The organism is Bradyrhizobium sp. (assembly GCF_027307225.1).
Taxonomy (GTDB): Bacteria; Pseudomonadota; Alphaproteobacteria; order Rhizobiales; family Xanthobacteraceae; genus Bradyrhizobium.
In genome coordinates, this window is sequence record NZ_DAHUXJ010000128.1 from 33,901 (window position 1) to 59,807 (window position 25,907).

The following is a 25,907-nucleotide window of genomic DNA, read 5'->3' on the forward strand; positions in this document are numbered from 1 at the left end:
CCGGTGTCGGGCATATCCGCGCTGAACGGAGCTGTGGCCGAGTGGCTGAAGGCGGCGGTTTGCTAAACCGTTATAGGCTTGTAAAGGCCTATCGAGGGTTCGAATCCCTCCGGCTCCGCCAATCCATGAATATCTGGCCCGTCTTGATCGGATTCAAGGGTCTCCTCAGCCAATTGATCGCGCTGCGACCACGCTCGACGTCAATTATCCGTCCCGCCGGGCCGCTGGGAGCGAAGCTGCAACAGAAATCCACGGCGGATAAAATGCCGGAACGCCGCCGGCGCCCGCCAGCAGGTTCCAGCGAAACAGCTGCGAGTCCGGCGGCGGTGAAAGCTCCGGCGTCCAGCCGGTGAACTTTTCCAACGCGTAGGTGTCCATCACGGTCCCGCGCCAGACGCGGTCGACCCTTTCGAGCGGCTCCCGGGTCGCCGTGATCAGGGGCCACAGCGGATTGCCGGGGTTATTGTCGGGCTCGCGGGCGACATAGATGCCGGTGTGGCCCCTGATCTGATCCATATTGGGTTCGCGAAAGCCTATGTAACGTCCGCGCTCGTTGATCTGGACCACTGGTACGCGGTCTCGCAAAAACCAGCGCAGCATCGCGTAGGTCCGGTAGTCGGTGGTGGCGATCCAGGTGCCGCCTGTCTTTTTCAGCTCGGCCTCGGCGTGGCGCGCGATGGGCTCATAGCCGGCTTCGCGGCCGATCGGGTCGGTTCTCCCGATCAAGTTCCATGGCGCTGCCACAGAATAAAGGAACGCGGCAACGACAAAGGCGATGCCGGAAAAAATCGCCACATGCGCCGAGCGCGCGGATGATTTCCGCCAACCATCGGGCTGCATCGCAAGATTGATGGCGGCGGCGGCAAACCCGAACGGCCAGATAAACATCGGCCAGGTGTCGCCGATCCTCAGACGGAGCGACCTCCACAGCAAGAAAAGGAGTGGGAAAATCACAGCCGTCGACAACAAAACAGCGACCGCATCGAGGTGGCGATAGCCGCGTCTTGCCGTCAGCGCGACGCCGGCCAGGACCACGGGCAGCAGGATGAATCCGACCAGTCCCAACTGCAGGCCGATGAATTCTCCGAGCGTGCGCAGCGACCATGCATGGGTCGCCACCACCCGGACAAACTGGAAGCGAAACGATGCCCAGTCGTGCTGCATGTTCCAGATCAGAACAGGCAGGAACAGCACAAGCGCAATCAGAGCCGCCGCCCACGGATAGGGGCTGCGCAGCCATCGCACGCGCCACCGCGGCACAAGCATGAACGCCAACAACGCCGGGAGCAGAAGAACACAGGTGAACTTCGAAAGTGACGCCAAACCTGCGAATGTGCCGGCGGCCAGCCACCAGCGCTCATCATTGCTCTCCACGAGGCGGACCAGCGCCCATGCCATCGCCATGACAAAGGGAATCAGCGCGACGTCTGGCGAGACCTTTGCCATCAGCAGGCCAAAATAAAGCGACGCTTCCATCATCAGGACCGCGACGACGACAGCGCGGGAGTCGCGCGTCACGCGCCATACGATATCGGCAAGCAGGCCTTGCGTCGCCAGCATCGCCAGGATGCCCGGGAACCGGACGCCGAGATTGGTATCGCCAAAGACCGCGGTGCTTAGGCGGATAAGCCAGGCAATCATCGGCGGATGATCGAGGAAGGAAAGCACGTTCTCTTTCGACCAGGTCCAGTAATAGGCCTCGTCCGTCCGCAGATCGACCGTACTGGCGTAAATCAACCGAAGCGCCGTCATGCCCGCGATCAACGCGGCAATGGCGAGCCAATGCCGAGACGTCGAGGCATCCGGTCTTGCAGTCACTTGAACCCCACTCATTCAAGGATGGAGTATAAGCGATCTCCGGCAATCCCAAGTTCGAAATTTGCGGAATTCTGTTTCTCGTAGGGTCCAAAAACGAAGGGGCCTTCATCGTCGATGCGCCAAGGCGCACGGCGTTCGATGACGCCGGGATCAACCTCATTGGTTGAGGGTTGGACGTAGCGGCAAGGCCATGTCGAAAACAATCGAGCGCAGCTTCCCCTCGCGAGGAGACCTGCGCCCGAGGACAACGAGGGGCTGACGATCAGTGGTCGATGACCTGCAACGCCACAAGGCCGGACAGCGATCCACGTTCCTTCGGTTGCCACGATGACCGCTTTCGCGTCAGCGCGCTGGAGGCCCGGGCGTCGCGACCGATAAACCGTGCGGGCCAGCCGAAATGACGCCGAACCACAGTGATCAGGCGTCAGCATCAGACGATCAATGCGTCTTCATCCAGTCGCGAGCCTCGCGCTGGGCCGTCGCGATCTCCGCTTCCGTCATCAACTCGGCAACCTCGCGGCGCATCTGGATGGCATCGCAGCGACCCTTCACGGCCGCCAGGTTGAACCATTTGTGCGCAGCGACCAGGTTGACGACGCCGGAACGACCGCTCGCCCAGTAAAGGCCGCGCTCGAACAGCACGTCAGGAATGGCGGTCGCCGTCACCGGCACGGCCAAATCCAGATCGAAAGAACCCTGAAACATGGTGGTCTCCCCGTTTTTGTTGTTCGTCCGCGCGCATTTCCGCGCGGAGCCCCTGTCCACTTTGTTTTCCCCATGCGCTTTTGACGCGCATCGCCGTTGACAGGCTGGTGGGGCGATCATGGCTGCTAAAATTTGAAGGACAGTTTAAGCGTCGCGATGAATCGCGCGTAAACGAACGATCGCCCGCCGCCGTGGCAACATACGAGAAGTGCCCGTTTATGCGTCTTTCCGGCGGATTTAAGAGATCGGTTTACCCTGGCGCTTCGCCAACCGATAACCATTGCCGCAACCGGCCGGCCACAGCGGCCGAGATACTTCGCGCATCGGCCAGGCGGATGCGGCGGCGGCAGTTTACGGGATTTTTGAAAAAGGGATGCCGGGCCTACTCGCTTCCGGCTTGGAACGAGGGCGTCGGCGAACACGTCAGGACCAGATTTCACTTGGGGTCTTCCGGCAATCGGGCCGTGGGACCGGTGAAATTGCGAACCACTTGCGATCCGCACCGAACGAAGAAAACCTGTTTCTTCTGCCGGACCTCTTCGAGAAAAGCGAACTCCCTCGGGGTAGCGGTCCAGCCGTTTGACCTGATGTCTCGCCGACACCCTCTATCGTCGACAAGAGCCTCTCTTCAAATCCGCTTCCGCAAAGGGAAGCAAACGGTCGGAAGGCTCGTGTGACGTGCCAGCATCAAACCGCCGGCATCTTCGTCAGGCGAGACTTACTTCTTCTTGGAGACCTTGCGGGTCTTCTTCGCAGTCTTCTTCACTGCGCTCTTCGCCTTCTTCGCCTTCTTCGCTTTCTTAGCCATGTTGCCCTCCAATGTGAGATGGCCTAATCGCTGCGTGCACTCGGGAATCGAAATGCACTGCATCCCGAATACACCAACACAGTGAAAAAAACAGCTTCCCGCTTAAGGAAGTATTGACGCCTCGCGCGGCGAACACGCGACGCGCGACGACCAACGCGAACAGAAGACGTTTGCGCACTGACGCGAAAAATCCGCACGCCGCGACGGCGTGACATTCGCACGATTGAAGGAATACGCTTCTATTGCAGCATTTCTGTTACTCACGGCCACGACGATGCGTGGGCGACGGACGACGCGGTGCGTCGTGGAGTCTGTCCGCGGAGGGCGGTTTCGGACTCTGAGTCTTGGCTTTTGGCAACAAAAAAATTTTTTGCGATCAACGCCTTCGCGGCCTCGTCGGCACTCGTCAAGCGCCGATTTCGGCTGGACTCGAATGCGGCCGATTCGGGGCGACACCACGCGACCGACGCCGCGTATCGCCAAACATCGTGAATGATCGGTGACCAAGCGTGAGCCGCGCCGAGCCAATGCACGACGTCGACGCGGCGAACTCAGATGCCGAGCTTGGATTTCAGGAGATCGTTGACGGCTTGCGGGTTGGCTTTGCCGCCGGATGATTTCATCACCTGACCAACGAACCAGCCAAGCGCCTGCGGCTTCTCCCTGGCCTGCGCCACCTTGTCCGGATTGGCCGCGATGATCTCGTCGACCACCTTCTCGATCGCGGACAAGTCGGTCACCTGCTTCATGCCGCGTGCCTCGACGATCGCGCGGGGGTCGCCGCCCTCCTGCCAGACGATCTCGAACAGGTCCTTGGCAATCTTGCCGGAGATCTTGCCCTCGCCGATCAGGCCGACGATCCCGCCGAGTTGCGCTGCGGAGACCGGCGAGGCGCCGATCGCTACACTTTCCTTGTTCAGCCGCCCGAACAACTCGTTGATCACCCAGTTGGCCGCAACTTTCCCGTCGCGCGCCTTGTTGGAAAGGCCACCCAGCACCGTCTCGAAGAAATCCGCGCTTTCGCGCTCGGCCACCAGCACGCCCGCATCATAGGGCGAGAGCGAAAACTCGGCGATGAAGCGGGCTTTCTTCTGGTCCGGCAGTTCCGGCAGGCCCGCTTTAATCTCCGCGACGTACGCGTCGGTAAATTCCAGTGGCAAAAGGTCTGGATCCGGGAAATATCGATAGTCGTGCGCCTCTTCCTTGGAGCGCATCGAACGGGTTTCGCCCTTGTTGGGATCGAACAAGCGGGTTTCTTGGTCGATCGCACCACCTTCCTCGATGATTTCAATCTGCCGGCGCGCCTCGTACTCGATCGCCTGGCCGATGAAATTGATCGAGTTCATGTTCTTGATTTCGCAGCGCGTGCCGAGCGGCCCGCCCACCTTGCGCACCGAGACGTTCACGTCGGCGCGCAGGTTCCCCTTCTCCATGTCGCCATCGCAGGTGCCGAGATAGCGCAGGATCGAGCGCACCTTGGTCACATAGGCCTTGGCCTGCTCGGCGTCGCGAATGTCCGGTTTTGAGACAATCTCCATCAGTGCCACGCCGCAGCGGTTGAAATCGACAAAGGACATGGTCGGCGACTGGTCGTGCAGCAACTTGCCGGCATCCTGTTCCAGATGCAGCCGCTCGATGCCGATGGTGGCGGTCCTGCCGCCTTCCAACTCGACCGTCACCTCGCCCTCGCCCACGATCGGCGACTTGTACTGGCTGATCTGATAGCCCTGCGGCGAATCCGCATAAAAGTAATTTTTGCGGTCGAACACCGAGCGAAGGTTGATCTGCGCGTTCAACCCGAGTCCGGTGCGGACCGCCTGCTTGACGCATTGCTCGTTGATGACTGGCAGCATTCCCGGCATCGCCGCATCGACCAGCGAGACATGGCTGTTCGGCTCGCCGCCGAACGCCGTCGAGGCCCCCGAGAACAGTTTGGCGTTGGACGTGACCTGGGCATGAACTTCCAAGCCGATCACGACTTCCCAATCGCCGGTCGAACCCTTGATCAATTTTCCGCTCGTCGCCGTCATGCGTGTTGACCCCCGAGCGCGGAGACGATCCGCTCCCACTCCGCATCAAGCGTATCCGCCGCCACCGGCTGGCCGGCCTGGCGATACCAATATCCAGCGTTGGAAAGATCGCCCTCGACACGGTGCAGATACGCGTGCACCCAGGCGGAATTGGCGTCGCTCTCGTCCTGGACGATCTTGTGGGCGGCGTCCCAGTCGCCCTTGGCTGCCCACCAGAGCGCGGCGAGCGGCGGCTTGAGGCCGCTTTCCGGGGTTGCGTTGGCGAGCGTCATTTTCAAGTGCGCCATTATCACCACCACTTCATAGGCGTGAAGCGTCCGGCCGCCTGCTCGATCACTTCGCCGAGCGAGAACAGCGTCTCTTCATCGAAGGGACGCCCGATCAGCTGCAGGCCAAGCGGCAGGCTTTGTGAATCCTTGCCGGCGGGCACCGCGATGCCCGGCAAGCCCGCCATGTTCACCGTCACCGTGAAGATGTCATTGAGGTACATCTCGACCGGATCGGCGCCGCCCTTCTCGCCGACACCAAAGGCAGCCGACGGCGTCGCCGGAGTGAGGATCGCGTTCACCCCTCGCGCAAAGCAATCCTCAAAATCCTTCTTGATCAACGTGCGGACCTTTTGCGCCCGCAGATAATATGCGTCGTAGTAACCGGCCGAGAGCACATAGGTGCCGATCATGACGCGGCGGCGGACTTCGGCGCCAAAACCTTCGGCGCGGGTGTTTTCGTACAGGTCGGCGATGGCGCGGCCCGGCACACGCAAGCCATAACGCACGCCGTCGTAGCGCGCCAGGTTGGAGGATGCTTCCGCCGGCGCCACGATATAATAGGCTGGCAACGCGTATTTGGTGTGCGGCAGCGACACCTCGACGAGCTCGGCGCCTGCCGCCTTCAGCCACGCCGCGCCCTCGCTCCAGAGTTTCTCGATTTCCGCGGGCATGCCGTCGAGGCGATACTCCTTCGGGATGCCGATCTTCATGCCTTTTACGGACTTTCCGATCGCCGCTTCGTAGTCCGGCACCGGACGGGCGACCGAAGTCGTGTCCTTCGGGTCATGGCCCGCCATCGAGCGCATCAGGATCGAGGCGTCGCGCACGGTGCGGCCGATCGGGCCGGCCTGGTCGAGCGAGGAGGCAAACGCGACGATACCCCAGCGCGAACACCGCCCGTAGGTCGGCTTCATGCCAACGGTCGCCGTGAACGCGGCGGGCTGGCGGATCGATCCGCCGGTGTCGGTTGCGGTCGCGCCCATGCAAAGCAGCGCGGCGACGGCCGACGCCGATCCGCCGGACGAGCCGCCCGGCACCAGCGAAGTATTGGAGCCCTCGCGCCGCCATGGATTGACCACCGGGCCGAAGCACGACGTCTCGTTGGAGGAGCCCATGGCGAATTCGTCGTTGTTGAGCTTGCCGAGCAGCACGGCGCCGTCGCGCCAGAGCTGCGAGGTGATCGTCGACTCGTAGGTCGGCACGAAGTTACCGAGAATCTTCGAGCAGGCGGTGGTTCTGACGTCCTTGGTCGCAAAGAGATCCTTGATCCCCAAAGGAATGCCGGCGAGCGGACCGCCCGCGCCTTTGGCGATATTGCCATCGGCGGCTTTGGCCATGTCGCGCGCACGATCCGGCGTCTCCAGCACGAACGCATTGAGCGCGCGTGCCGCTTCCATTGCCTTCAAATGGGCTTCGGTCAATTCAAGCGAGGTGAAAGACTTCCTGGCGAGGCCGTCGCGGGCCTCGCTCAGCGTCAGCGATGTCAAGTCGGTCATTTATTGCTGCTATTAACCGGGCTGCAGAAGAACGGAGAGAGCGTCTTGTCGGCGGCGGGATCGTCGCGCTTCAGTTCGCCGCGCGCTTCGCTTGCGGCTTCCAGCGCATCGAGCACCGCATCGATCGCCTTGTCGGGATCGGCCTGCTTGCCCTGCCGCTCCATGGCGTCGAGATATTCCATGTAGGCGCGGTAGGCTTGTTCATCGTCGCAGAGCATGCACATCGGACGCCTCGCTCAAATATCCTACTCGACGACTTTCGGCACCAGGAAGAAGTGATCCTGGGTTTCGGGCGCATTCTTGACGATGTCGTCGGCGATGTCGCCATCGTTGACCACATCGGCCCGCTTCTTCATGGCCATCGGCGTCACCGAGGTCATCGGCTCGACGCCGTCGACGTTGACCTCCTCGAGCTGCTCGACGAACTTGAGCATCGCGTTCAGCTCGCCCTGAAGGTGGGAAACCTCGGAATCCTTCACCCCGATCCGCGCCAGATGCGCGATACGGCGAACGGTGTCAGCATCGACCGACATAATATATGGCCTCACGTGCGGATTTTCAGCCTGCGGTATAGCAGAGGCCGGTTTTGCGCGGCAACCTCAGCCTCTTTTGGCTGTCCCACCGGGAGCGGCAAAAGATGGCGGATTGGCAGCCCTATCACCCCGCCATTTTGCTCAACCGCGCCAAGGCGCTGCCGGCCAGCGCCCGCGTCAGCTCGGCGGCCGGCATGTCCCGGCCCAGCCGTACGGCCTGACCGGCCCAGACATTGGTGAAATCGAGGCTGCCCCGCTTTTCGGCCGCCGCCCCGCAACGGCGCGAAAGGCGTCGCCGCATGGGGAAACTGCGGCGCGAGCGGCGAAACCGGACCGACTTCCCGCATGGCGCGGTTGACCAGCCCCCGTGCCGGACGCCCAGTCATGACATTGGTGACGACGGTAGAATCGTCGCGTCCCTGCGCCAGCGCGGTCCGCGCCAATGCGGAAACCTTCGATTCCGGACAGCGCAGATATGCGGTCCCGATCACTACCCCGGCCGCGCCCAGCGCAAAGGCGGCCGCTATACCACGCCCGTCGGCGATACCGCCCGCTGCAATCACTGGCACGTGCACGGCATCGACCACCTGCGGCACCAAGGCGAAGGTACCCGGCTGTTCGGCAATATTGTCGGTCAGGAACATGCCGCGATGGCCGCCTGCTTCCGCACCTTGCGCGGTGATCGCGTCAACGCCGTGCTCCTCGAGCCAGATTGCTTCCTTCACCGTCGTCGCCGCCGCGATGATCTTGCAACCGGTCGCCCTGACCCGCGCCAGCAGGCTTTGCTCGGGCAGGCCGAAGTGAAAACTCACGATCTCGGGCTTCAGCTCTTCGACGACCTCGCACATGGCCGCGTCAAAGGGCGCGCGGTTGGCGGCATTGATCGGCTCAGCCGGATCGAGGCCGAATTCCTTGTAGTACGGCGTGAGCCGTTCTTTCCAGGCGGCCTGTTGCGAGGGATCGGCCGCCGCCTGCTTGTGGCAGAAGAAATTCATGTTGATTGGCGCCGAGATGCGCTGGCGGATGATCTGAACCTGCTCCCGCGCCTTGTCCGCCGAGAGCATCGCGCAAGGCAGCGATCCCAGCGCACCACCCTTAGCTGCCGCAACCACGAGGTCCGCGTCCATCACACCCGCCATCGGCGCCAGCACGATTGGAAATTCCGTCTTGAAAAGGTCGATCAATCGGCGGTCGGGCCACATGTTCGTACCTCGCTTTCACGCTGCCTGGAAGTTACGCCGGCCGGCCAGGATCTGGTCGGCCTCAGTGACGATCCGCTCAACGATTTCACCCGCCGGCGGAACGTCGTGGATCAGGGCGGCGGCTCCGCCGGCAAAGACGGCGGCAACATCGTAATTCCCGGCGTCGCGCTGGAGCGCGTACTCGGCCGCGACGGCCTCGACGTTGTGGACCAACTCGGTCTCGCGTCCGATCCATCGCCGCGCATGGTCATTGATCAAAGTACGAGCGGTGAAAGGCGCCGGCCACCAGATCTTGCGCGAGATGTCGAAGATCATGCCTCGCACCGTATCGGCAGAGGTCGCAGCACAAATCCGTTGTTTGGCTTCGTCGGCGCCATCGCATTCGCGGCTTGCATAAAAGCGCGTGCCGAGCAGGACGCCGCTCGCGCCCATCATCAGCATAGCCGCCAACCCTCGCCCGTCCGCAATGCCGCCGGCCGCGACGACCGGTACGCGGCCAGCGGCGAAATCAACGATCGCTGGCACGATGTCGAGCGTCGTGCGGGAGGCGCCGTGGCCACCGGCTTCGGTGCCCTGCGCGATCAGGATGTCGGCGCCGGCATCCAGCGCCTGCTTCGCCATGTCCTCGGTCTGGACCTGGCAGATCAAAAGGCTGCCGGCCGACTTGATCCGCTGCCCAAAGGGTTTTGGATCACCGAACGACAGCATGATCGCGCGCGGCTGCGCCTTGAGCGCGATGTCCAATAGTTCGGGCTTCCTGGCCATGCTCCAGGTAATGAAACCGACACCAAATGGCACCGAGGATTTTTGGAGTTTCGCCGTTTCCCGCTCCAGCCACTCTTTCTCGCCGTAACCACCGCCGAGAATGCCAAAGCCGCCGGCCCGACCGACCGCCTCAACGAGCCGCGAACCGGCAATGATCGCCATCGGAGCCGAAAGGACAGGATGCCGGATTCCCAGCAAGGAGGTGAGTGGCGTGCTGATCGGCATGATCGCTCCTTATCCTATGGACAGGCATGGTAGCCCGGACTAGCATTCTTCAAAAGTGAATATTCGAGAAGCTAGCTATCTCGAAATGAAAACGGGAGCCGCCGGTGGAACTGATCGACCTGGTGACGTTCTCCGCCGTTGCGCGCAACGGCGGCATCACCCGCGCCGCCGAAGAGCTCAACACTGTGCAATCCAATGTCACCCAGCGGGTGAAAGCGCTCGAGGCCGAAATCGGCACCACATTGTTTGAGCGACATAGCCGCGGCATGACCCTAACGGGCGCCGGCCGCCGGCTATTCCCTTATGCGCAGCGGATGGCGGCGCTGTCGCGCGAAGCGGTGCTGGCGGCGCGCGATGACGGCGAGCCGAAGGGCCCGCTTGCGATCGGCTCGATGGAAACAACCGCCGCGGTTCGTTTGCCGGGGCTTTTGGCCGAATTCCACCGCCGCCTTCCGAAAGTGACGCTGACGCTGAAAACGGCAACGACTGCGGATCTCATCGCTGCCGTTCTGGACGGCACGCTTGACGGCGCCTTTGTCGCGGCTCCGATCGAGCATGACGATCTCGCCTCGACCGTCGCTTTCCATGAAGAACTGGTGCTGGTCACGCCGCGGCGTTTCACGAGCCTGGCCTCATTGCGCACTGGCACGCCGGAATCCGGTCCCACGGCGCTGGTGTTTCGCACAGGCTGCACCTACCGTCAGCGGCTCGAGCAGTTGTTGACCGATTTCGGCTGGCCATCGGCCGCCCGTTTCGAGCTTGGCACGCTGGACGGCATGATCGGCTGCGTCGCCGCGGGCATGGGAGTCTCGGTGTTACCACGCGCGGTCGTCGAACGCAGCGAGCAGCGCCAGGATGTCAGCATCCATCCTCTCGAAGCGCCGTGGTCGCAGGTCGACACGCTCTTCATCCAGCGCCGCAGCGCCCATCAATATAGCGCGTTGGGCGGCTTTACCTCCTGCCTGACCGGCGCCGATCACGTCATCGCGGCCTGACCGAAGCTTTGCGCATCGATTGGCCCGGTGCTATTCGGGACAACATGCCCGCGCCTATTCTCCCCCTGATCGAAGCCGCCACGCATTGGCCCGCACGCGGCGCGCTGATCGGGCTCGATCTCGGCACCAAGACCGTTGGCGTCGCCGTGTCCGATCCCGACCGGCGGCTGGCGACGGGCGTGACCACCATCCAGCGCAAGGCGTTCAAGGCTGACGCCGCGCAACTGATCGGGATCGCGGCCGAACGCGCGGTGGTCGGCTTTGTGCTGGGGCTGCCGATCAACATGGACGGCAGCGAAGGGCCGCGCGCGCAGTCGACACGCGCCTTTGCGCGCAATTTCTCGCAACTGACGCAGCTTGCGATCGCGCTATGGGACGAGCGGCTTTCGACCGCCGCCGTCGAACGCGAATTGATCGGCATGGACATGAGCCGCGCCCGCCGCGCCGAAGTGATCGACGAGCACGCGGCGATCTTTATCCTGCAGGGCGCGCTGGACCGGCTTTCGAAGAAACTATGAGTTCGTCAGCAGGATCGTCTGCACCACGGCGCCGAGATTATTGAGACCGTGCAGAATGATCGTCAGCCACGTCGAGCCGGAGCGATAGCGCAGATATCCAAGCAAGAGTCCGATCGAAAAGACCTCGCCGAGGAAATACCAGTTGTATTGCAGGTGCAGCCCGGTCCAGACCAGCGACGACAGCACGATCGCGCCGGGAACGCGCAGAAACGATTCCGACCAGCCGCGGTAAAGGAAGCCGCGGGCGAAGAATTCTTCCGTGATCGGGGCTGCGACGCAAAACGCAAAAACCAGGATCCAGAGCGCGCCATCGGCCCGGGCCGTCTTCAGCACGTCACCCATGAAGCCCGGCTCGACCTCGCGTCCCGTGGCTCGCGACACCGCATCCCAACCCATGACAAGGACGAACAGCGCGACGACGCCGATGGCGAGATTGATCCATGAGAAGGAACGCAAGCCGAGGTAGTCGGCAAACCGCGCTCCCTTGATCCGGATCGCGATCCACAACGCCAAGGCCACCGCCGGCAATCCGGTGATCACCGAGAGCGAGATCGTCAGGCCATTGCTGACGACAATACCAACCGCATCTGCAAACGTCTCCTGATTGATCGGCTCGCTTTGCCGGAACAGAAACCAGGCGACGACCGCCAGCTGGCCGATGAACATCGCGGCGAAAACGACAAGGCCCCAGAACGACGTGCCCCAGAACTTCCAGACCCGAGGGCTGGACGTGACGGTCGGCTCGGCGGCGATGGGAGATTCAGGGTTGAGAGAATCCATCAACTAACCTTCTACTGAGGTAATGCGCGGTCGAGCAACCGGCCGATATCATCAGGCGGGAGGTCCACAGCGCCGTACATGCCGCCGTGATTCCCCGCAAGGCGGGTCGTTGCAAACAATTCGGAGTGGCGCGGCGAGATCTGGTTGAGCGCCGCCGTTGCGGCCAGCAACGCCAGTTTTTCAACTGCGAGCCGCGCCACGCCTTCGGCGTCCGGGCGACGAAAAGCCTTGCCGATAAAGGCCATCGCCTCGCCCGCCCCCGGCAGACCGTGAGTTTCCTCAGCGAGCCGTTGCAGAATTCCCGTCGCAGCCTCGGCTTCGCGCGACAGCGCGCGCAGCACGTCGAGGCACATCACATTGCCCGAACCTTCCCAGATCGCGTTGACCGGCGCCTCGCGGTAGTGACGCGCGAGAATGCTTTCCTCGACATAGCCATTGCCGCCGAGGCATTCCATCGCCTCATAGAGAAATCCGGGCGCGCTCTTGCAGGTCCAGTATTTGATCGCCGGTGTCAGCAGCCGCATGTAAGCGGCTTCATTGGCGTCCACGGGCGCGCCGTCGAACGCACGGCAGAGCCGCATCACGAGCGCGATCGAAGCTTCGACATGCAACGCCATGTCGGAGAGCACCGCACGCATCAAGGGCTGATCGGCGAGGTGTTTCTGGAACACGCTGCGATGCCTGACGTGATGCAGCGCATGCGCGAGCCCCGAGCGCATCAGCCCGACGGAAGCGATCGCGCAATCCTGCCGCGTCAGCTGCACCATCTGGATGATGGTGCGGATGCCCTTGCCTTCCTCGCCGACCAGTTCGCCATAAGCGCCGAGGAATTCGACTTCGGATGAGGCGTTCGAGCGGTTGCCGAGCTTGTCCTTCAGCCGCTGGAACTCGATCGCGTTGACCGATCCGTCCGGGTGAAAGCGGGGCATGAAGAAGCAGCTCAAGCCCTGCTCGGCCTGTGCCAACACCAGGAACGCATCGCACATCGGCGCCGACATGAACCATTTGTGACCGGTGATGCGATAGGCGCTCCCGTCGCGCTCCGCGCGCGTCATGTTGGCGCGCACATCGGTGCCGCCCTGCTTCTCGGTCATGCCCATGCCGAGCGTCATCCCGCGCTTGGTCGGCCATGGCGCAAACGTCGGATCATAGGCGCGCGTGCCTATGACAGGCATGGTCCCGTTCAGGAGATCCGGCTGCACGGCGAGCGCGGCCACCGAGGCGCGGGTCATCGTGATCGGACAGAGATGCCCGGTCTCGACACCGGCGGCCATGTAGAATTTCGCCGCGCGAACCACTTCGGAGGCCTTGCCCGCGGGGCGGCCGTCCGGGCTCCAGGTCGAATTGTGCAACCCGGCATGGGCACTGTGCGCCATCAGTTCGTGATAGGCCGGATGAAACTCGACCTGGTCCCGGCGATTTCCCTTCGAGTCAAACGTGCGCAGTTTCGGCGTATTTTCGTTGGCGAGCCGTCCGCGCTCGGCCATGACCGCCGAACCCCAGTGGCGGCCGAACTCGGATAGTTCCCTGCCTGCTCCCGCCCCGCCATTGGCCGCTACGGCCTCGGCCAACGCGGTATCGAGCGCGAACAGATCGACATCGGCAAAAGGCGGCGACTGGTTGAGCACTTCGTGCGTCAAGCTCATGGAAACTCCCCTCTCTGAAAGAGGCCTTCGCGCAATCATACGCGGGCGCCACGTTAAATATATGGCCCCCTCCACCGGCATGGTGGACAAGACCTTGCCCGGATTAACGTTAGCGAGGCGGACAGACCGGGGGATAACTTTTAAGTTCCCGCTTCGCCCTTGCTCGATGCCGCCCCCACGCCTATAGCTCTCGCTTTAATGACTACAGCATCGAAATCGACCTTTGTCCTCGGTCACCGGCATCTGCTGGGCATTGAGGGCCTTTCCGCCGCCGACATTACTGGCCTCCTCGACCTCTCCGAGGAATATGTCGAGCTCAACCGCCAGGTCGACAAGAAGCGCACGTCGCTGCGCGGCCGTACCCAGGTCAATCTGTTCTTCGAAGCCTCGACCCGTACCCAGTCCTCGTTCGAACTGGCGGGCAAGCGGCTCGGCGCCGACGTCATGAACATGTCGGTGTCCTCGTCCTCTATCCGCAAGGGCGAGACGCTGATGGACACCGCCGTCACGCTGAACGCCATGCACCCGGACATTCTCGTAGTCCGGCATCACGCCTCCGGCGCGGTGGAACTGCTGGCACGCAAAGTCGACGGTTCCGTTGTCAATGCCGGCGACGGCGCGCACGAGCATCCGACGCAGGCGCTGCTCGACGCACTCACCATCCGCCGCAACAAGGGGCGGCTCGAAGGACTGACGGTTGCGATCTGTGGCGACGTCCTGCATTCGCGCGTGGCGCGCTCCAACATCATCCTGCTCAACACCATGGGTGCGCGCGTGCGGGTCGTCGCGCCCTCCACGCTGTTGCCGCACGGCATCGAACGGATGGGTGTCGAGGTCGCCCGCGACATGCGCGAGGGACTGCAAGGCGCCGATATCGTGATGATGCTTAGGCTGCAACGCGAGCGCATGAACGGCTCGTTCGTGCCGTCGAGCGGCGAGTACTTTCATTACTTCGGGCTCGACCAGAAGAAACTCGCTTACGCCAAGCCGGATGCGCTCGTCATGCATCCGGGCCCGATGAACCGGGGCGTGGAAATCGACTCCATTGTCGCCGACGGCGCGCAATCGCTGATCCGCGAGCAGGTGGAAATGGGAGTGGCAGTGCGCATGGCGGTGCTGGAAGCGCTCGCCCGCAACCTGCCGAACGCGTGACGATGATACAGATGTCGCGTCATCCTTCGAGACGCCGCTTCGCGGCTCCTCAGGACGAGGCGATAGGCCTGTTCCTCATGGTGAGGAGCGCGAAGCGCGTCTCGAACCATGAGGCCGAGATCATGAGGCCGAGATAGAGCCCGTCGTTCTACTGAAGCGGAATTTATTCTAGATGTTAACCGATCGCCGCCCCATCCTGCTCGCTAACGCCCGCGTGATCGATCCGTCGCGGGACTTCGACGGTCCCGGCGATATCCTGATCGCCGACGGCCTGGTCCGCGACAACAAGCGCGGCATTGGTGCTGCCGGCGTGCCCGAGGGCACCGACGTCATCAACTGCGCCGGCAAGATCGTCGCGCCCGGCCTCATCGACATGCGTGCGTTTGTCGGAGAGCCCGGCGCCAGCCACCGCGAGACCTTTGCGTCGGCCAGCCAGGCCGCAGCGACCGGCGGTATCACCACCATCGTCTGCCAGCCCTCGACCTCGCCGGTGATCGATAATTCCGCGACGGTCGATTTCGTGCTGCGGCGCGCCCGCGACACCGCGATCGTCAACATTCATCCGATGGCGGCGCTGACCAAGGGCCTCGCCGGCGAAGAAATGACCGAGATCGGGCTGTTGAAGGCCGCCGGTGCGGTCGCCTTCACCGACGGCGACAAGAGCGTCACCAATGCGCAGGTGATGCGGCGCGCCCTGACCTACGCACGGGACTTCGATGCGCTGATCGTCCACCACACCGAGGACCCGCATCTGGTCGGCGAAGGCGTCATGAACGAAGGCGAATTCGCCACGCGCCTTGGGCTGATGGGCATTCCGACCGCGGCCGAAGCCGTGATGCTCGAGCGCGACATGCGGCTCGTAGCGCTCACCGGCGGCCGCTATCACGCGGGATCGCTCACCTGCAGGGAATCGCTCGAGATCCTCAAGCGCGCCCGCGAGGCAGGCCTCGACGTTTCGGCCTCGGTCTCGATCAACCACGTCACGCTGAACGAGAACGACATCGGCCCCTACCGGACGTTCCTTAAAATGTGCCCGCCGCTGCGCACCGAGGACGATCGGCGCGCGCTGGTCGAGGCGCTCGCCTCGGGCCTGATCGATGTGATCATGTCCGACCACAATCCGCAGGACGTCGAGGTCAAGCGCCTGCCCTTTGCGGAGGCCGCTGTCGGCGCGGTCGGGCTGGAGACCATGCTGCCAGCGGCGCTGCGCCTGATCCATCAGGGCGAGATGGATTTCAAGACGCTGATCCGTGCGATGTCGACACGACCGGCCGAGTTGCTCGGCCTGCCCGGCGGCTCGCTGCGGCCGGGATCGCCAGCGGACGTGATCGTGATCGACACCGACACGCCGTGGGTGCTCGATCCCACCGACCTCAAGTCGCAGTGCAAGAACACGCCATTCGATGAAGCGCGCTTTTCGGGACGCGTCGTCCGCACCATCGTCGGCGGACGAACTGCGTATGAACATGTCTGAGCCAGCTAGCTTGCGCGAGCAAAACGCGGCACACTGATGCGCGAAATGAGCGCAATGGGGAGGCTGTGATGTCCGCCAATATGTGGCTGCCGCTCGCTTTGATCATCGGCTATCTGCTCGGCTCGATCCCCTTCGGCCTGATCCTGACCCGGTTGGCCGGCACGGAAGACCTGCGCTCGATCGGCTCCGGCAATATCGGCGCTACCAATGTGCTGCGCACCGGCCGCAAGGGTCTCGCGGCCGCAACGCTTGTGCTCGACGCGCTGAAGGGCACGGTCGCCGTGATCATTGCGAGCTATGGTGGCGCGGAAGCGGCGATGCTCGCCGGCCTCGGCGCCTTTCTCGGCCATCTTTTTCCGGTGTGGCTGAAGTTCAAGGGCGGCAAAGGCGTTGCCGTCTATATCGGCATTCTGATCGGCCTGTTCTGGCCGGCCGCGATCGTGTTCTGCGCGGTATGGCTGATCACGGCCGTGATCTCGCGCTACTCCTCGCTCTCGGCGCTGGTCGCCAGCGTCGTGACGCCGATCTTCCTGCTCTCGTTCGGGCACCTCACGCTCGCGGCGCTGTTTGCGCTGCTTACGCTGCTGCTGTTCTACATGCACCGCGCCAATATCAGCCGGCTGATGGCGGGCACCGAAGGCAAGATCGGGCAGAAGTGACGCCGGCGAAGCTGAACAAGTGGATGGACGAATGATTGGGATCGCAAAACGTCTCTTGCGAAGAATGGTCGAGACCAGCGCTCCGGCCGCGCCACATCGCGAGGTATTGGAAGGTTATGAAAACCCGGAATTGATCGAAATCACCTTCCGGAAAACGTTGGCCTTTCGATCTTTCCGCGACGAGCTGTCCGGCGCGAAAACGGTTCTGGACTTTGGCGGCGCTTGCGGCGTTCATTACAAGATGGCCTGCGACCCCGCGATCCGCTGGGCCGTTGTGGAAACGCCGGCGATGGCGCGGCGCGCCGCTGAACTCTCGACCGAAAGCCTGCAATTCTTTACGGGAATAGACGCCGCAGTCAGCTGGCTTGGCAGCGTCGACGTCATGCATTCCAATGGCGCGATACAGTACACGCCAGACCCGGAAGCAACCGTCCGCGCGCTGTGTGCCGTCCGCGCTCGCATCATGCTTTGGAAGAGATTGACTCTGTCGACAGCATCAGTTGAAAGCCGAATGCAGGTGACGCGTCTTGTCGACAACGGCCCGGGCATCATTCCGGGGACGACTGACGTCAAAGATGTTGCCTATCGCGAAACGTCGATCCCGGAAGCCATATTCCTGGCCTGCCATCAGGGTTATCGGCTGACCGAGCGGGAGGGCGGGAATTTTCGATTTGAACGCGATTGAACGTTAACGCACCCTCAAGGAAACTGAGATGACCAGAATCCCATTGATCATTCTTGTAGTTGCGACTTCAGCGCGCGCTCCATGAAGCGCGCCGCCGCGATCGCCTTCGCGTCGTCACCGAAATCGGCGATAATCTGCACGCCGACCGGCAAATTACCCTCGGCGACATAGGCCGGCACGTTAACGCAGGGCGATCCCATCAGCGTCCAGAGCTGGTTGTAACGGGGATCGCCGGTCGAATCCAAACCCGCAGGCGGAACGCCTGGCGCCGACAGCGCGAGCAGCACGTCGACGTCTTTCAGGATTTCGCTCAACGCCGCGCGCGCTTTCAACGTCACGATACGTGCCGCGTCATAGTCGGCCGCCGTGTAGTGGCGGCTGTCGTCGAGCCGCTTGCGCAATAGCGGCGGCATGATGTCGTACTTCTCGCGGTACTCCCAGGCGAAGGCCTGGTGTGCTTCGACCTGCTGCACCACGTTGTGAATCCGCCAGGCTTCCGCGACGATGTCAGGCATTTTCAGTTCGCGCACCGAGGCGCCCGCTTTCGCCGCCGCACGTGCGGCATGCTGCAAGGCTTCCGCCCCGCCCGCTTCGGGAGCGCCGGCAAAATCCTGCGTCACCACGCCGATGCGCGGCGACTTCATCTCGGACGCGTTCAACTCGCTGCGGCCGGTGATGGCCGCAAGCGCGATCGCGACATCCTCGACGCCGGCGGCAAACAGGCCGACGGTGTCGAGCGTCCAGGAAAAACATTTGACGCCGACCGGCGGCAGCAGCCGATAGGACGGCTTGATCGCCGCCACGCCGCAGAACGACGCGGGCCGGATCACCGAGCCGCCGGTTTGCGTGCCGACCGCGAGCGGAAGCATTCCGGCGCCGACCGCCGCGGCCGAGCCCGACGACGATCCGCCGGGCGTATGGCCGAGGTTGCGCGGGTTGTGCGTAGGCGTCGGATCGTTCGCTGCAAAGGCCGTGGTCGTCGTCTTGCCGGCCACGGTAGCGCCGGCCTGCTTGAGCAGCATCACGATCGGCGCGTCCGCAAGCGGCTGATGACCCCTGTAGATCGCGGCGCCCATTTCGGTCGGCAGGTCGGCCGTATCGATGATGTCCTTGATCCCGACCGCGATGCCGGCGAGCGGGCCCTTTTGCTGCGCCTTCGGATTTTTGGCACGGCAGACGAAGGCCTTGATCTCGCCCTCGTGCTTGTCGATCGCGGCAAGCGACTCCGCAAGCGCGGCATCCGGGGTGAGCGCGCCCTGCTCGATGCGGCACTTCTGGTCGGCGAGCGAGATCATGCGGTTTCCCCCTTGGTCGTGCCCGCTTTATGGCGGGCATCCACGTCTTCGGTTTGACACGTAGCAAGACGTGGATGGCCGGGACAAGCCCACACCTGACGATGGGTGTTATGCGGGCGGCGTGCCCCCTTCCCCTCACCGTCCGGTTGATCCATCCTGCACCGCATGGACAAGCGATCGCCCCCGACAACACATCTCACCGACGCAGAGCGCATCGACCGCTTGCGGCTGATCCGCGCCGATAACGTCGGGCCACGGACGTTTCGGTCGCTGGTTCGTCATTTCGGCAGCGCGCGCGCTGCACTGGAGCGGTTGCCGGAGTTCGCCCGCCGCGGCGGAGCATCGCGTCCGCAGCGCATCCCGAGCGAGGCGGATGCGCACGCGGAGCTGGACGCCTGCGCGAAGCTCGGCGTCAGTCTCATCGCGCCTGAAGAAGCCGGCTATCCGCCGCGGCTGACCGAGCTGGACGATGCGCCGCCTTTGCTTGGCGTGCGCGGCGTCATTGACGTCCTGATGCGGCCGATGATCGCCATCGTCGGCTCGCGCAATGCGTCCGCCGCCGGATTGAAATTCGCACAAGTGCTGGCGCATGATCTTTCCAATGCCGGTTTTGTCGTCGTGTCCGGCCTGGCGCGCGGCATCGACCAGGCCGCGCATCGCGCCTCGATCGAAGGCGGCACGCTCGCGGTGCTCGCCGGCGGTCCCGACAAAATCTATCCGCCCGAACACACGGACCTGTTGACCGCGATCCTCAGGCATGGCGCCGCGATCTCGGAAATGCCGCTCGGCTATGTGGCGCGCGCCCATGATTTCCCGCGGCGCAACCGCCTGGTCTCGGGTAGCTCGCTGGGCGTGATCGTGGTCGAAGCCGCGCTGCGGTCGGGCTCACTGATCACCGCGCGCCTCGCCAACGAACAGGGCCGCGAAGTCTTCGCCGTGCCGGGTTCGCCGCTCGATCCGCGGGCCGCCGGCACCAACGGCCTGATCAAGCAGGGCGCGACGCTGATTACCGAAGCGGCTGACGTGATCGACGCGGTCCAGCCGATCATGGGCCGGCCAATCGACTTGCGCGAAGACGACGTCGAGCCGCTCGCGCCCGATCCAGATACGGCCGAACGCGACCGCGTTGTCTCCCTGCTCGGCCCCACGCCGGTCCAACTCGACGACCTCATCCGCCTGTCAGGCGCCTCGGCCGCGGTGGTGCGCACCGTGCTGCTCGAACTTGAACTCGCGGGGCGGCTGGAGCGGCACGGCGGCGGATTGATTTCGCTGATTTAGCTTACTCCGCCGCGTCCTTCCGGCCATCGAACTTGGTGCGCGCCCCTTCGATCTCGGTCTGATGCTCCATGGCCCATTGGCCAAGCGCTATCACCGGCTTGCTCAAACCGCGTCCGAGATCGGTGAGCTCGTAATCGACCCGCGGCGGGATGGTCGGAAAGACCGTTCGTGTGACGAGGCCGTCTCGCTCCAGGCCCCGCAACGTCAGGGTCAGCATCCGCTGCGAGATGCCGTTGATCAGGCGCTTGATCTCGTTGAAGCGCTTTGGCCCGTCGAACAGCATCATGATGACGAAGACGCTCCATTTGTCGCCGATGCGCGCGAGCACCGAAGCGACGCTTCGGCAATCTGCGTGCGGGTCCGGTGACGAAGGAAGGACGGGAACTTTGCTGTTCTTCGGTTTCAAGAATGTGCCTCGGGTTTCAAGAAAGTGCCTTGGGCTCAAAAAAGTGCGTTCTTGTGGGGTCGGGGTAGTCACTCATATAGCGTTGGTTACAAACCAATACCAAGGGTGACTCCCAATGAAAAAGCTCCTCCACATCGATTCCAGCGTGCTCGGTCCTCACTCCGTCAGCCGGCAATTGTCGGCCGCGATTGTCGACCAGCTGCGCCGAGCGGCGCCGAACCTCGAGGTCCGCTACCGCGACCTGACTTCGACGCCGCTTGCTCATCTGTCCGGCGCACATCTTGCGGCTGCGCAAGGCGCCACTGCGAATGCGGACATCGCGCAGGAATTGGCAACGGGTCAGGTCGTGCTCGATGAGTTTCTTGCCTCCGATACCGTGGTATTGGGCGCGCCGATGTACAACTTCACCATTCCAAGCCAGCTCAAGGCCTGGATCGATCGTATCGTCGTGGCCGGCAAGACCTTCAAATATGACGCGCAAGGGCCGAAGGGCCTGGCCGGCGACAAGCGCGTCATCGTGGCGATCTCGCGTGGCGGCTTCTATGGCGCGGACACGCCCGCTGCGGCGCTGGAACACCTAGAATCTTACCTGCGTGGAATCTTCGGTTTCATCGGCGTGACGCAACCCGAATTCATTTCGGCTGATGGCATCCAGGTCGGCCCGGAGTACCGCGAAAAAGCGCTTGCGAGCGCGCTTGAGGCCGTCACTAACTTGCGCGCGGCTTAAGACGAATAAGAGCCCGCTGCGATGAAGCAGCGGGTTCGTTCACTGCTCGACGATTAGCCGCGGAAGACCGGCGCACCCGCGGGCGAACTGGTCGCGCCGCCATCGACGAAGATCTCCTGACCCTGCACGTGGGCCGCATCGTCAGACGCGAGGAACAGCACGGTTTTGGCGATGTGATCGGGCTCGGCGATCCGCCCGAGCGGGGTGACGCCGGCGATGCGCTTCTCCAATGCCGCAAAAGCCTCTGCGGTCGGCGCCGCGCCATTCCAGATCGGCGTGCGGGCAGCACCCGGCGCCACGACATTGATCCGGATGCCGCGCGGCGAGAGTTCCGACACCATCACCCGCGCCATCGCCGTCACGCCGGCCTTGGTCGCCGCGTAAGCCGAGTAGCCGGGATTGCCGAGCACGGAGATCACCGAGCCGTTGAGGACGATCGAGGCATTGTCGTTCAGGTAAGGCAATGCCGCCTGCACCGTGAAGAAGACCGAGGTGAGGTTGGTGCGGATCACCTGCTCGAAGGCGGCAAGCGTGGTCTTGCCGACCGGCGTGTTGCCGGGAATGCCGGCATTGGCGAAGACAATATCGAGCTTGCCGAACTTTTCCGCCGCCTGCTTCACCGCCGCTTCGGTTGCGGCAACGTCGTTGGCGTCGGCGATGACGGCCAGAGCATTCGGCCCCAATTCCTTTGCTGCCGCATCAAGCGTCTGTTTGTTGCGGCCGGTGACCGTCACCCTGGCGCCCTCGGCCACGAACAGCCTGGCTGTTGCGAGCCCGATGCCGCTGTTGCCGCCCGTAATCAACGCCGTCTTGTTCGCTAGCCGGTTAGCCATGATCGTCTCCGTGAGATGGTTGCATAATTAAACTGCTTGGCTTAGGTAAGCCAGATGGTTTAATATTGCAACCACACAAGACCGTGAGCGCGCTTCGCACCTGTGAAGCGGACCATGAAGGCGGAGAGGAACCGTGAAACGGACAAGCTTTGAGGGCGACGCCTGCCCCATCGCGCGGGCGCTCGATGTGATCGGCGACTGGTGGTCGCTCCTGATCATCCGCGACGCCATGCTCGGCGGGCGCCGGTTCGGCGAGTTTCAGAAAAGTCTCGGGCTCGCCAAGAACATCCTGACGGCTCGGCTGCGCATGCTTATCGAGGAAGGAATTCTCGCAACCGCGCCCGCCTCCGACGGCAGCGCCTACCAGGAATATGTCCTAACCGAAAAAGGACGTGGGCTGTTCCCGGTCATCGTGGCGCTGCGGCAATGGACCGAGACCTTCGACGCTCATCCGGAAGAAATCGGAACCTACCTGGTCGATCGCGAAAAAGGCCGACCAGTCCGCAAGCTTGAACTGCATGCCCAGGACGGACGGCGGCTTGGTGTCGGCGACACGGTGTTGAAACCCCGGCAACCGGCCAAGGCAAAACGCCGCACGACCGCCTGAGGCTTTCCAGCTTTCCGGAGGCCGCCGGCCGGCTCGGACTACAATCTATAGTATATGTTTTACAACCTATGTGAGGTGGAAATTACCCTCTTTCGCCTGCTTTCAACTGCTGGCGATTTGACAGGGGCGGCCGCACCACCCATGTTCGGATCGAAACGGCCGACGCGAGTCCCGCGGAACCGGCCGTTATTTTTTCCCTAAGCCATTGGAATGACATGAATCTCGTCATCGTGGAGTCGCCGGCCAAGGCCAAGACGATCAACAAATATCTGGGCGCTTCCTATGAAGTGCTGGCGTCTTTCGGCCATGTCCGTGACCTCCCCGCCAAGAACGGATCGGTCGATCCGGACGCCAACTTCCAGATGATCTGGGAGGTCGACCCCAAGGCCGCCAGCCGGCTGAACGATATCGCCAAGGCCTTGAAGGGCGCCGACAAGCTCATTCTGGCGACCGATCCTGATCGCGAGGGCGAAGCGATCTCCTGGCACGTCCTCGAAGTGCTGAAGGAAAAGCGCGCGCTGAAGGATCAGGCGATCGAGCGCGTGGTCTTCAACGCCATCACCAAGCAGGCGATTTCGGAGGCGATGAAGCATCCGCGCCAGATCGACGGCGCGCTGGTCGACGCCTATATGGCGCGCCGCGCGCTGGACTACCTCGTCGGCTTCACCCTCTCGCCCGTGCTGTGGCGCAAGCTGCCCGGCGCGCGCTCGGCCGGCCGCGTGCAATCGGTGGCGCTGCGGCTCGTCTGCGACCGCGAGCTCGAGATCGAGAAATTCGTCGCCCGCGAATACTGGTCCCTGGTGGCGACGCTCACCACTGCGCGCGGCGATACCTTTGAGGCGCGGCTTGTCGGCGCCGACGGCAAGAAGATCCAGCGCCTCGACATCGGCACCGGCGCGGAAGCCGAAGATTTCAGGAAGGCGCTGGACACCGCCGCCTTCACGGTGACATCGGTCGAAGCCAAACCGGCGCGGCGCAACCCGCAGGCCCCCTTCACCACTTCGACCTTGCAGCAGGAAGCCAGCCGCAAGCTCGGCTTTGCGCCCGCGCACACCATGCGGATCGCGCAGCGCCTTTATGAGGGCATCGATATCGGCGGCGAGACCACCGGTCTCATTACCTATATGCGAACCGACGGCGTGCAGATCGACGGCTCGGCGATCACGCAGGCCCGCAAGGTGATCGGCGAGGATTACGGCAACGCCTATGTGCCGGACGCGCCGCGCCAGTATCAGGCCAAGGCCAAGAACGCGCAGGAAGCCCACGAAGCGATCCGTCCCACCGATCTGTCGCGGCGGCCGAACGACATGCGCCGCCGGCTCGATCCGGAACAGGCCAGGCTTTACGAATTGATCTGGACCCGTACCATCGCGAGCCAGATGGAGTCCGCCGAACTCGAGCGCACCACGGTCGATATTACGGCGAAGGCAGGCTCCCGCACGCTCGAGCTGCGCGCCTCCGGCCAGGTGATCAAGTTCGATGGTTTCCTCGCGCTCTACCAGGAAGGCCGCGACGACGATGGCGACGATGAGGACAGCCGCCGCCTCCCGGCGATGAGCGAAGGCGAAAACGTCAAGCGCCAGAACCTCGCCGTCACGCAACATTTCACCGAGCCGCCGCCGCGCTTCTCCGAAGCCTCGCTGGTCAAGCGCATGGAAGAACTCGGCATCGGCCGGCCCTCGACCTATGCCTCGATCCTCCAGGTGCTGAAGGACCGCGGCTATGTGCGGCTGGAGAAGAAGCGCCTGCATGGCGAGGACAAGGGCCGCGTTGTCGTCGCGTTCCTGGAAAACTTCTTCGCCCGCTATGTCGAATACGACTTCACCGCCGGGCTGGAAGAACAGCTCGACCGCATCTCGAATAACGAGATTTCCTGGCAGGAAGTGCTGAAGGATTTCTGGCGCGGCTTCATCGGTGCGGTCAACGACATCAAGGACCTCCGCGTCGCCGAGGTGCTCGACTCCCTCGACGAGATGCTGGGGCCGCACATCTATCCACCGCGCGCGGACGGCGGCGATATCAGGCAGTGCCCAAGCTGCGGTGCCGGACGGCTGAACCTCAAGGCCGGCAAGTTCGGCGCGTTTGTTGGCTGCACCAACTATCCGGAATGCCGCTACACGAGACCGCTCGCCGCCGACAGCGAGGCCAGCGCCGATCGCGTGCTGGGCAAGGACCCCGAGACCGGCCGCGACGTGTTCGTGAAGGCCGGACGGTTTGGTCCCTACATCCAGCTCGGCGAGCAGAAGGATTATGAGGAAGGCGAAAAGCCCAGGCGCGCCGGCATTCCCAAAGGCACATCACCTGCCGATGTCGAGCTTGAGCTGGCGCTGAAACTACTGTCGCTGCCGCGCACCATCGGCCTGCATCCGGAAACCGGCCAGCCGATTACGGCGGGCCTCGGCCGTTTTGGACCGTTCGTGAAGCATGAGAAGACCTATGCCAGCCTGGAGGCAGGCGACGAAGTCTTTGACGTCGGCCTCAACCGCGCGGTCACGCTGATTGCCGAGAAGATCGCCAAAGGTCCGAGCGGCCGGCGCTTTGGGGCGGACCCAGGCAAGCCGCTGGGCGATCACCCGACGCTCGGTGCGGTCGTGGTCAAGAATGGCCGCTATGGCGCCTATGTCTCGGCCGGCGGCATCAATGCGACCCTGCCCGGCGAGAAGACGCCCGACACGATCACGCTTGCGGAAGCTATACCCCTGCTCGACGAGCGCGCGGCCAAGGGCGGCGGCGGAAAGCGCGGCGCCAAGAGAGCGGCGAAGCCAAAGGCTCAGGCTGCCAAGCCGAAGGCCGAAAAGGCCGCGGCTGCCAAATCGGAAGCCGATGGTGCGCCAACCCCTGCAAAGAAGGCCGCGGCGAAGAAATCGGCTGCCAAGCCGAAATCGGAATCGACCTCCAAAGCGCGCGCGCCGGTGACGGCCAAGAAAACCTCGGCGAAGAAGGCCGCCAAGCCTGCCGCCAAGAAGAGCGCCGGCAAGGCAAGTGGATAAGGCAAGCGGAT

23 protein-coding genes, 1 tRNA gene and 1 pseudogene are annotated in these 25,907 nt (G+C 63.3%); 11 read left to right on the top strand and 14 right to left on the bottom strand.

The annotated features are described in order from the left end of the window. Nucleotides 1-27: 27 nt before the first annotated feature. Nucleotides 28-121, top strand: a tRNA-Ser gene (locus tag M6D32_RS21560). Between the two features lie 83 nt (nucleotides 122-204). Here M6D32_RS21560 and M6D32_RS21565 read toward each other — a convergent pair. From M6D32_RS21565 to M6D32_RS21605, 9 genes and pseudogenes are all read right to left on the bottom strand, one after another. Next, nucleotides 205-1,752 (bottom strand): glycosyltransferase family 39 protein, encoded by a 1,548-nt coding sequence (locus tag M6D32_RS21565; RefSeq protein WP_298260098.1) that lies wholly within the window; start codon nucleotides 1,750-1,752, stop codon nucleotides 205-207. 504 nt (nucleotides 1,753-2,256) lie between these two features. Beyond that, complete coding sequence (locus M6D32_RS21570) at nucleotides 2,257-2,523, bottom strand: hypothetical protein (protein ID WP_298260031.1); 267 nt, start codon at nucleotides 2,521-2,523, stop codon at nucleotides 2,257-2,259. Between the two features lie 1,359 nt (nucleotides 2,524-3,882). Next, nucleotides 3,883-5,361, bottom strand: coding sequence for an Asp-tRNA(Asn)/Glu-tRNA(Gln) amidotransferase subunit GatB (gene gatB / locus M6D32_RS21575; protein ID WP_298260033.1), 1,479 nt, complete (start codon nucleotides 5,359-5,361; stop codon nucleotides 3,883-3,885). Next, a complete protein-coding gene (locus M6D32_RS21580) occupies nucleotides 5,358-5,648 on the bottom strand; it encodes a hypothetical protein (protein ID WP_298260035.1) in 291 nt (96 codons plus the stop codon). Before M6D32_RS21580 ends, gatB begins: the two co-directional genes overlap by 4 nt. A 2-nt stretch (nucleotides 5,649-5,650) precedes the next feature. Continuing rightward, nucleotides 5,651-7,126 (bottom strand): Asp-tRNA(Asn)/Glu-tRNA(Gln) amidotransferase subunit GatA, encoded by a 1,476-nt coding sequence (gene gatA / locus M6D32_RS21585; RefSeq protein ID WP_298260037.1) that lies wholly within the window; start codon nucleotides 7,124-7,126, stop codon nucleotides 5,651-5,653. Further along, complete coding sequence (locus tag M6D32_RS21590; protein WP_298260039.1) at nucleotides 7,123-7,350, bottom strand: hypothetical protein; 228 nt, start codon at nucleotides 7,348-7,350, stop codon at nucleotides 7,123-7,125. Before M6D32_RS21590 ends, gatA begins: the two co-directional genes overlap by 4 nt. A gap of 21 nt (nucleotides 7,351-7,371) precedes the next feature. Then, on the bottom strand, nucleotides 7,372-7,659 hold the full coding sequence (gene gatC / locus M6D32_RS21595) for an Asp-tRNA(Asn)/Glu-tRNA(Gln) amidotransferase subunit GatC (RefSeq protein ID WP_298260041.1): 288 nt from the start codon (nucleotides 7,657-7,659) through the stop codon (nucleotides 7,372-7,374). Between the two features lie 124 nt (nucleotides 7,660-7,783). After that, nucleotides 7,784-8,861, bottom strand: a pseudogene (locus M6D32_RS21600) (nitronate monooxygenase). Nucleotides 8,862-8,876: 15 nt separating this feature from the next. After that, nucleotides 8,877-9,851: a nitronate monooxygenase gene (locus tag M6D32_RS21605; RefSeq protein ID WP_298260043.1), complete on the bottom strand. Its 975-nt coding sequence runs from the start codon at nucleotides 9,849-9,851 to the stop codon at nucleotides 8,877-8,879. A gap of 104 nt (nucleotides 9,852-9,955) precedes the next feature. Here M6D32_RS21605 and M6D32_RS21610 point away from each other — a divergent pair, with 104 nt between their 5' ends. Together M6D32_RS21610 and ruvX are read left to right on the top strand one after the other, a co-directional pair. Then, nucleotides 9,956-10,846, top strand: coding sequence for a LysR family transcriptional regulator (locus M6D32_RS21610; RefSeq protein ID WP_298260045.1), 891 nt, complete (start codon nucleotides 9,956-9,958; stop codon nucleotides 10,844-10,846). Between the two features lie 44 nt (nucleotides 10,847-10,890). After that, on the top strand, nucleotides 10,891-11,364 hold the full coding sequence (ruvX, locus tag M6D32_RS21615) for a Holliday junction resolvase RuvX (RefSeq protein WP_298260047.1): 474 nt from the start codon (nucleotides 10,891-10,893) through the stop codon (nucleotides 11,362-11,364). On the opposite strand, the gene M6D32_RS21620 is transcribed toward ruvX, so the two are convergent. Next, nucleotides 11,359-12,144, bottom strand: coding sequence for a type II CAAX endopeptidase family protein (locus tag M6D32_RS21620; protein ID WP_298260049.1), 786 nt, complete (start codon nucleotides 12,142-12,144; stop codon nucleotides 11,359-11,361). The two genes, ruvX and M6D32_RS21620, sit on opposite strands and share 6 nt — an antisense overlap. A gap of 11 nt (nucleotides 12,145-12,155) precedes the next feature. After that, the gene (locus tag M6D32_RS21625) at nucleotides 12,156-13,790 is read right to left on the bottom strand and encodes an acyl-CoA dehydrogenase family protein (RefSeq protein WP_298260051.1); all 1,635 of its coding nucleotides are present in this window, start codon (nucleotides 13,788-13,790) and stop codon (nucleotides 12,156-12,158) included. A gap of 198 nt (nucleotides 13,791-13,988) precedes the next feature. Here M6D32_RS21625 and M6D32_RS21630 point away from each other — a divergent pair, with 198 nt between their 5' ends. The 4 genes from M6D32_RS21630 to M6D32_RS21645 all read left to right on the top strand — a co-directional run bounded on the left by M6D32_RS21630 (nucleotide 13,989) and on the right by M6D32_RS21645 (nucleotide 17,760). Beyond that, entirely contained in the window at nucleotides 13,989-14,942 is a 954-nt protein-coding gene (locus M6D32_RS21630) for an aspartate carbamoyltransferase catalytic subunit (RefSeq protein ID WP_298260053.1), read from the top strand. Nucleotides 14,943-15,114: 172 nt separating this feature from the next. Next, entirely contained in the window at nucleotides 15,115-16,416 is a 1,302-nt protein-coding gene (locus M6D32_RS21635) for a dihydroorotase (RefSeq protein WP_298260055.1), read from the top strand. 68 nt (nucleotides 16,417-16,484) lie between these two features. Continuing rightward, nucleotides 16,485-17,075 (top strand): glycerol-3-phosphate 1-O-acyltransferase PlsY, encoded by a 591-nt coding sequence (gene plsY / locus M6D32_RS21640; RefSeq protein WP_298260057.1) that lies wholly within the window; start codon nucleotides 16,485-16,487, stop codon nucleotides 17,073-17,075. A gap of 64 nt (nucleotides 17,076-17,139) precedes the next feature. Continuing rightward, a complete protein-coding gene (locus M6D32_RS21645) occupies nucleotides 17,140-17,760 on the top strand; it encodes a hypothetical protein (protein WP_298260059.1) in 621 nt (206 codons plus the stop codon). A 47-nt stretch (nucleotides 17,761-17,807) separates the two neighbouring features. Here the strand turns inward: M6D32_RS21645 and M6D32_RS21650 are convergent, their stop codons facing one another. After that, nucleotides 17,808-19,055, bottom strand: coding sequence for an amidase (locus tag M6D32_RS21650; RefSeq protein WP_298260061.1), 1,248 nt, complete (start codon nucleotides 19,053-19,055; stop codon nucleotides 17,808-17,810). Between the two features lie 165 nt (nucleotides 19,056-19,220). Here M6D32_RS21650 and dprA point away from each other — a divergent pair, with 165 nt between their 5' ends. After that, nucleotides 19,221-20,333, top strand: a complete 1,113-nt coding sequence (gene dprA / locus M6D32_RS21655; RefSeq protein ID WP_298260062.1) for a DNA-processing protein DprA — start codon at nucleotides 19,221-19,223, stop codon at nucleotides 20,331-20,333. 1 nt (nucleotide 20,334) lies between these two features. Here dprA and M6D32_RS21660 read toward each other — a convergent pair whose 3' ends face one another. Next, complete coding sequence (locus M6D32_RS21660) at nucleotides 20,335-20,739, bottom strand: helix-turn-helix domain-containing protein (RefSeq protein WP_298260064.1); 405 nt, start codon at nucleotides 20,737-20,739, stop codon at nucleotides 20,335-20,337. Between the two features lie 115 nt (nucleotides 20,740-20,854). On the opposite strand from M6D32_RS21660, the gene M6D32_RS21665 reads away from it, so the two are divergent. Then, complete coding sequence (locus tag M6D32_RS21665) at nucleotides 20,855-21,466, top strand: FMN-dependent NADH-azoreductase (protein WP_298260066.1); 612 nt, start codon at nucleotides 20,855-20,857, stop codon at nucleotides 21,464-21,466. Between the two features lie 53 nt (nucleotides 21,467-21,519). Here the strand turns inward: M6D32_RS21665 and M6D32_RS21670 are convergent, their stop codons facing one another. Then, entirely contained in the window at nucleotides 21,520-22,299 is a 780-nt protein-coding gene (locus M6D32_RS21670) for an SDR family oxidoreductase (protein WP_298260068.1), read from the bottom strand. Between the two features lie 133 nt (nucleotides 22,300-22,432). Here M6D32_RS21670 and M6D32_RS21675 point away from each other — a divergent pair, with 133 nt between their 5' ends. Both M6D32_RS21675 and topA read left to right on the top strand, forming a co-directional pair. Then, nucleotides 22,433-22,906 carry a helix-turn-helix domain-containing protein gene (locus M6D32_RS21675; protein WP_298260070.1) on the top strand — a complete coding sequence of 158 codons (474 nt, stop codon included), beginning with the start codon at nucleotides 22,433-22,435 and terminating at the stop codon, nucleotides 22,904-22,906. Between the two features lie 215 nt (nucleotides 22,907-23,121). Next, entirely contained in the window at nucleotides 23,122-25,896 is a 2,775-nt protein-coding gene (gene topA, locus M6D32_RS21680) for a type I DNA topoisomerase (RefSeq protein ID WP_298260072.1), read from the top strand. The last annotated feature ends 11 nt before the right edge of the window (nucleotides 25,897-25,907 follow it).

What these genes read in the sequence shown, in the direction of transcription:
- M6D32_RS21565 (WP_298260098.1), bottom strand. Translation starts at nt 1,752, where the DNA reads ATGACGGCGCTTCGGTTGATTTACGCCAGTACGGTCGATCTGCGGACG.
- M6D32_RS21570 (WP_298260031.1), bottom strand. Translation starts at nt 2,523, where the DNA reads ATGTTTCAGGGTTCTTTCGATCTGGATTTGGCCGTGCCGGTGACGGCG.
- gatB (WP_298260033.1), bottom strand. Translation starts at nt 5,361, where the DNA reads ATGACGGCGACGAGCGGAAAATTGATCAAGGGTTCGACCGGCGATTGG.
- M6D32_RS21580 (WP_298260035.1), bottom strand. Translation starts at nt 5,648, where the DNA reads ATGGCGCACTTGAAAATGACGCTCGCCAACGCAACCCCGGAAAGCGGC.
- gatA (WP_298260037.1), bottom strand. Translation starts at nt 7,126, where the DNA reads ATGACCGACTTGACATCGCTGACGCTGAGCGAGGCCCGCGACGGCCTC.
- M6D32_RS21590 (WP_298260039.1), bottom strand. Translation starts at nt 7,350, where the DNA reads ATGTGCATGCTCTGCGACGATGAACAAGCCTACCGCGCCTACATGGAA.
- gatC (WP_298260041.1), bottom strand. Translation starts at nt 7,659, where the DNA reads ATGTCGGTCGATGCTGACACCGTTCGCCGTATCGCGCATCTGGCGCGG.
- M6D32_RS21605 (WP_298260043.1), bottom strand. Translation starts at nt 9,851, where the DNA reads ATGCCGATCAGCACGCCACTCACCTCCTTGCTGGGAATCCGGCATCCT.
- ruvX (WP_298260047.1), top strand. Translation starts at nt 10,891, where the DNA reads ATGCCCGCGCCTATTCTCCCCCTGATCGAAGCCGCCACGCATTGGCCC.
- M6D32_RS21620 (WP_298260049.1), bottom strand. Translation starts at nt 12,144, where the DNA reads ATGGATTCTCTCAACCCTGAATCTCCCATCGCCGCCGAGCCGACCGTC.
- M6D32_RS21625 (WP_298260051.1), bottom strand. Translation starts at nt 13,790, where the DNA reads ATGAGCTTGACGCACGAAGTGCTCAACCAGTCGCCGCCTTTTGCCGAT.
- M6D32_RS21630 (WP_298260053.1), top strand. Translation starts at nt 13,989, where the DNA reads ATGACTACAGCATCGAAATCGACCTTTGTCCTCGGTCACCGGCATCTG.
- M6D32_RS21635 (WP_298260055.1), top strand. Translation starts at nt 15,115, where the DNA reads ATGTTAACCGATCGCCGCCCCATCCTGCTCGCTAACGCCCGCGTGATC.
- plsY (WP_298260057.1), top strand. Translation starts at nt 16,485, where the DNA reads ATGTCCGCCAATATGTGGCTGCCGCTCGCTTTGATCATCGGCTATCTG.
- M6D32_RS21645 (WP_298260059.1), top strand. Translation starts at nt 17,140, where the DNA reads ATGGTCGAGACCAGCGCTCCGGCCGCGCCACATCGCGAGGTATTGGAA.
- M6D32_RS21650 (WP_298260061.1), bottom strand. Translation starts at nt 19,055, where the DNA reads ATGATCTCGCTCGCCGACCAGAAGTGCCGCATCGAGCAGGGCGCGCTC.
- dprA (WP_298260062.1), top strand. Translation starts at nt 19,221, where the DNA reads ATGGACAAGCGATCGCCCCCGACAACACATCTCACCGACGCAGAGCGC.
- M6D32_RS21665 (WP_298260066.1), top strand. Translation starts at nt 20,855, where the DNA reads ATGAAAAAGCTCCTCCACATCGATTCCAGCGTGCTCGGTCCTCACTCC.
- M6D32_RS21670 (WP_298260068.1), bottom strand. Translation starts at nt 22,299, where the DNA reads ATGGCTAACCGGCTAGCGAACAAGACGGCGTTGATTACGGGCGGCAAC.
- topA (WP_298260072.1), top strand. Translation starts at nt 23,122, where the DNA reads ATGAATCTCGTCATCGTGGAGTCGCCGGCCAAGGCCAAGACGATCAAC.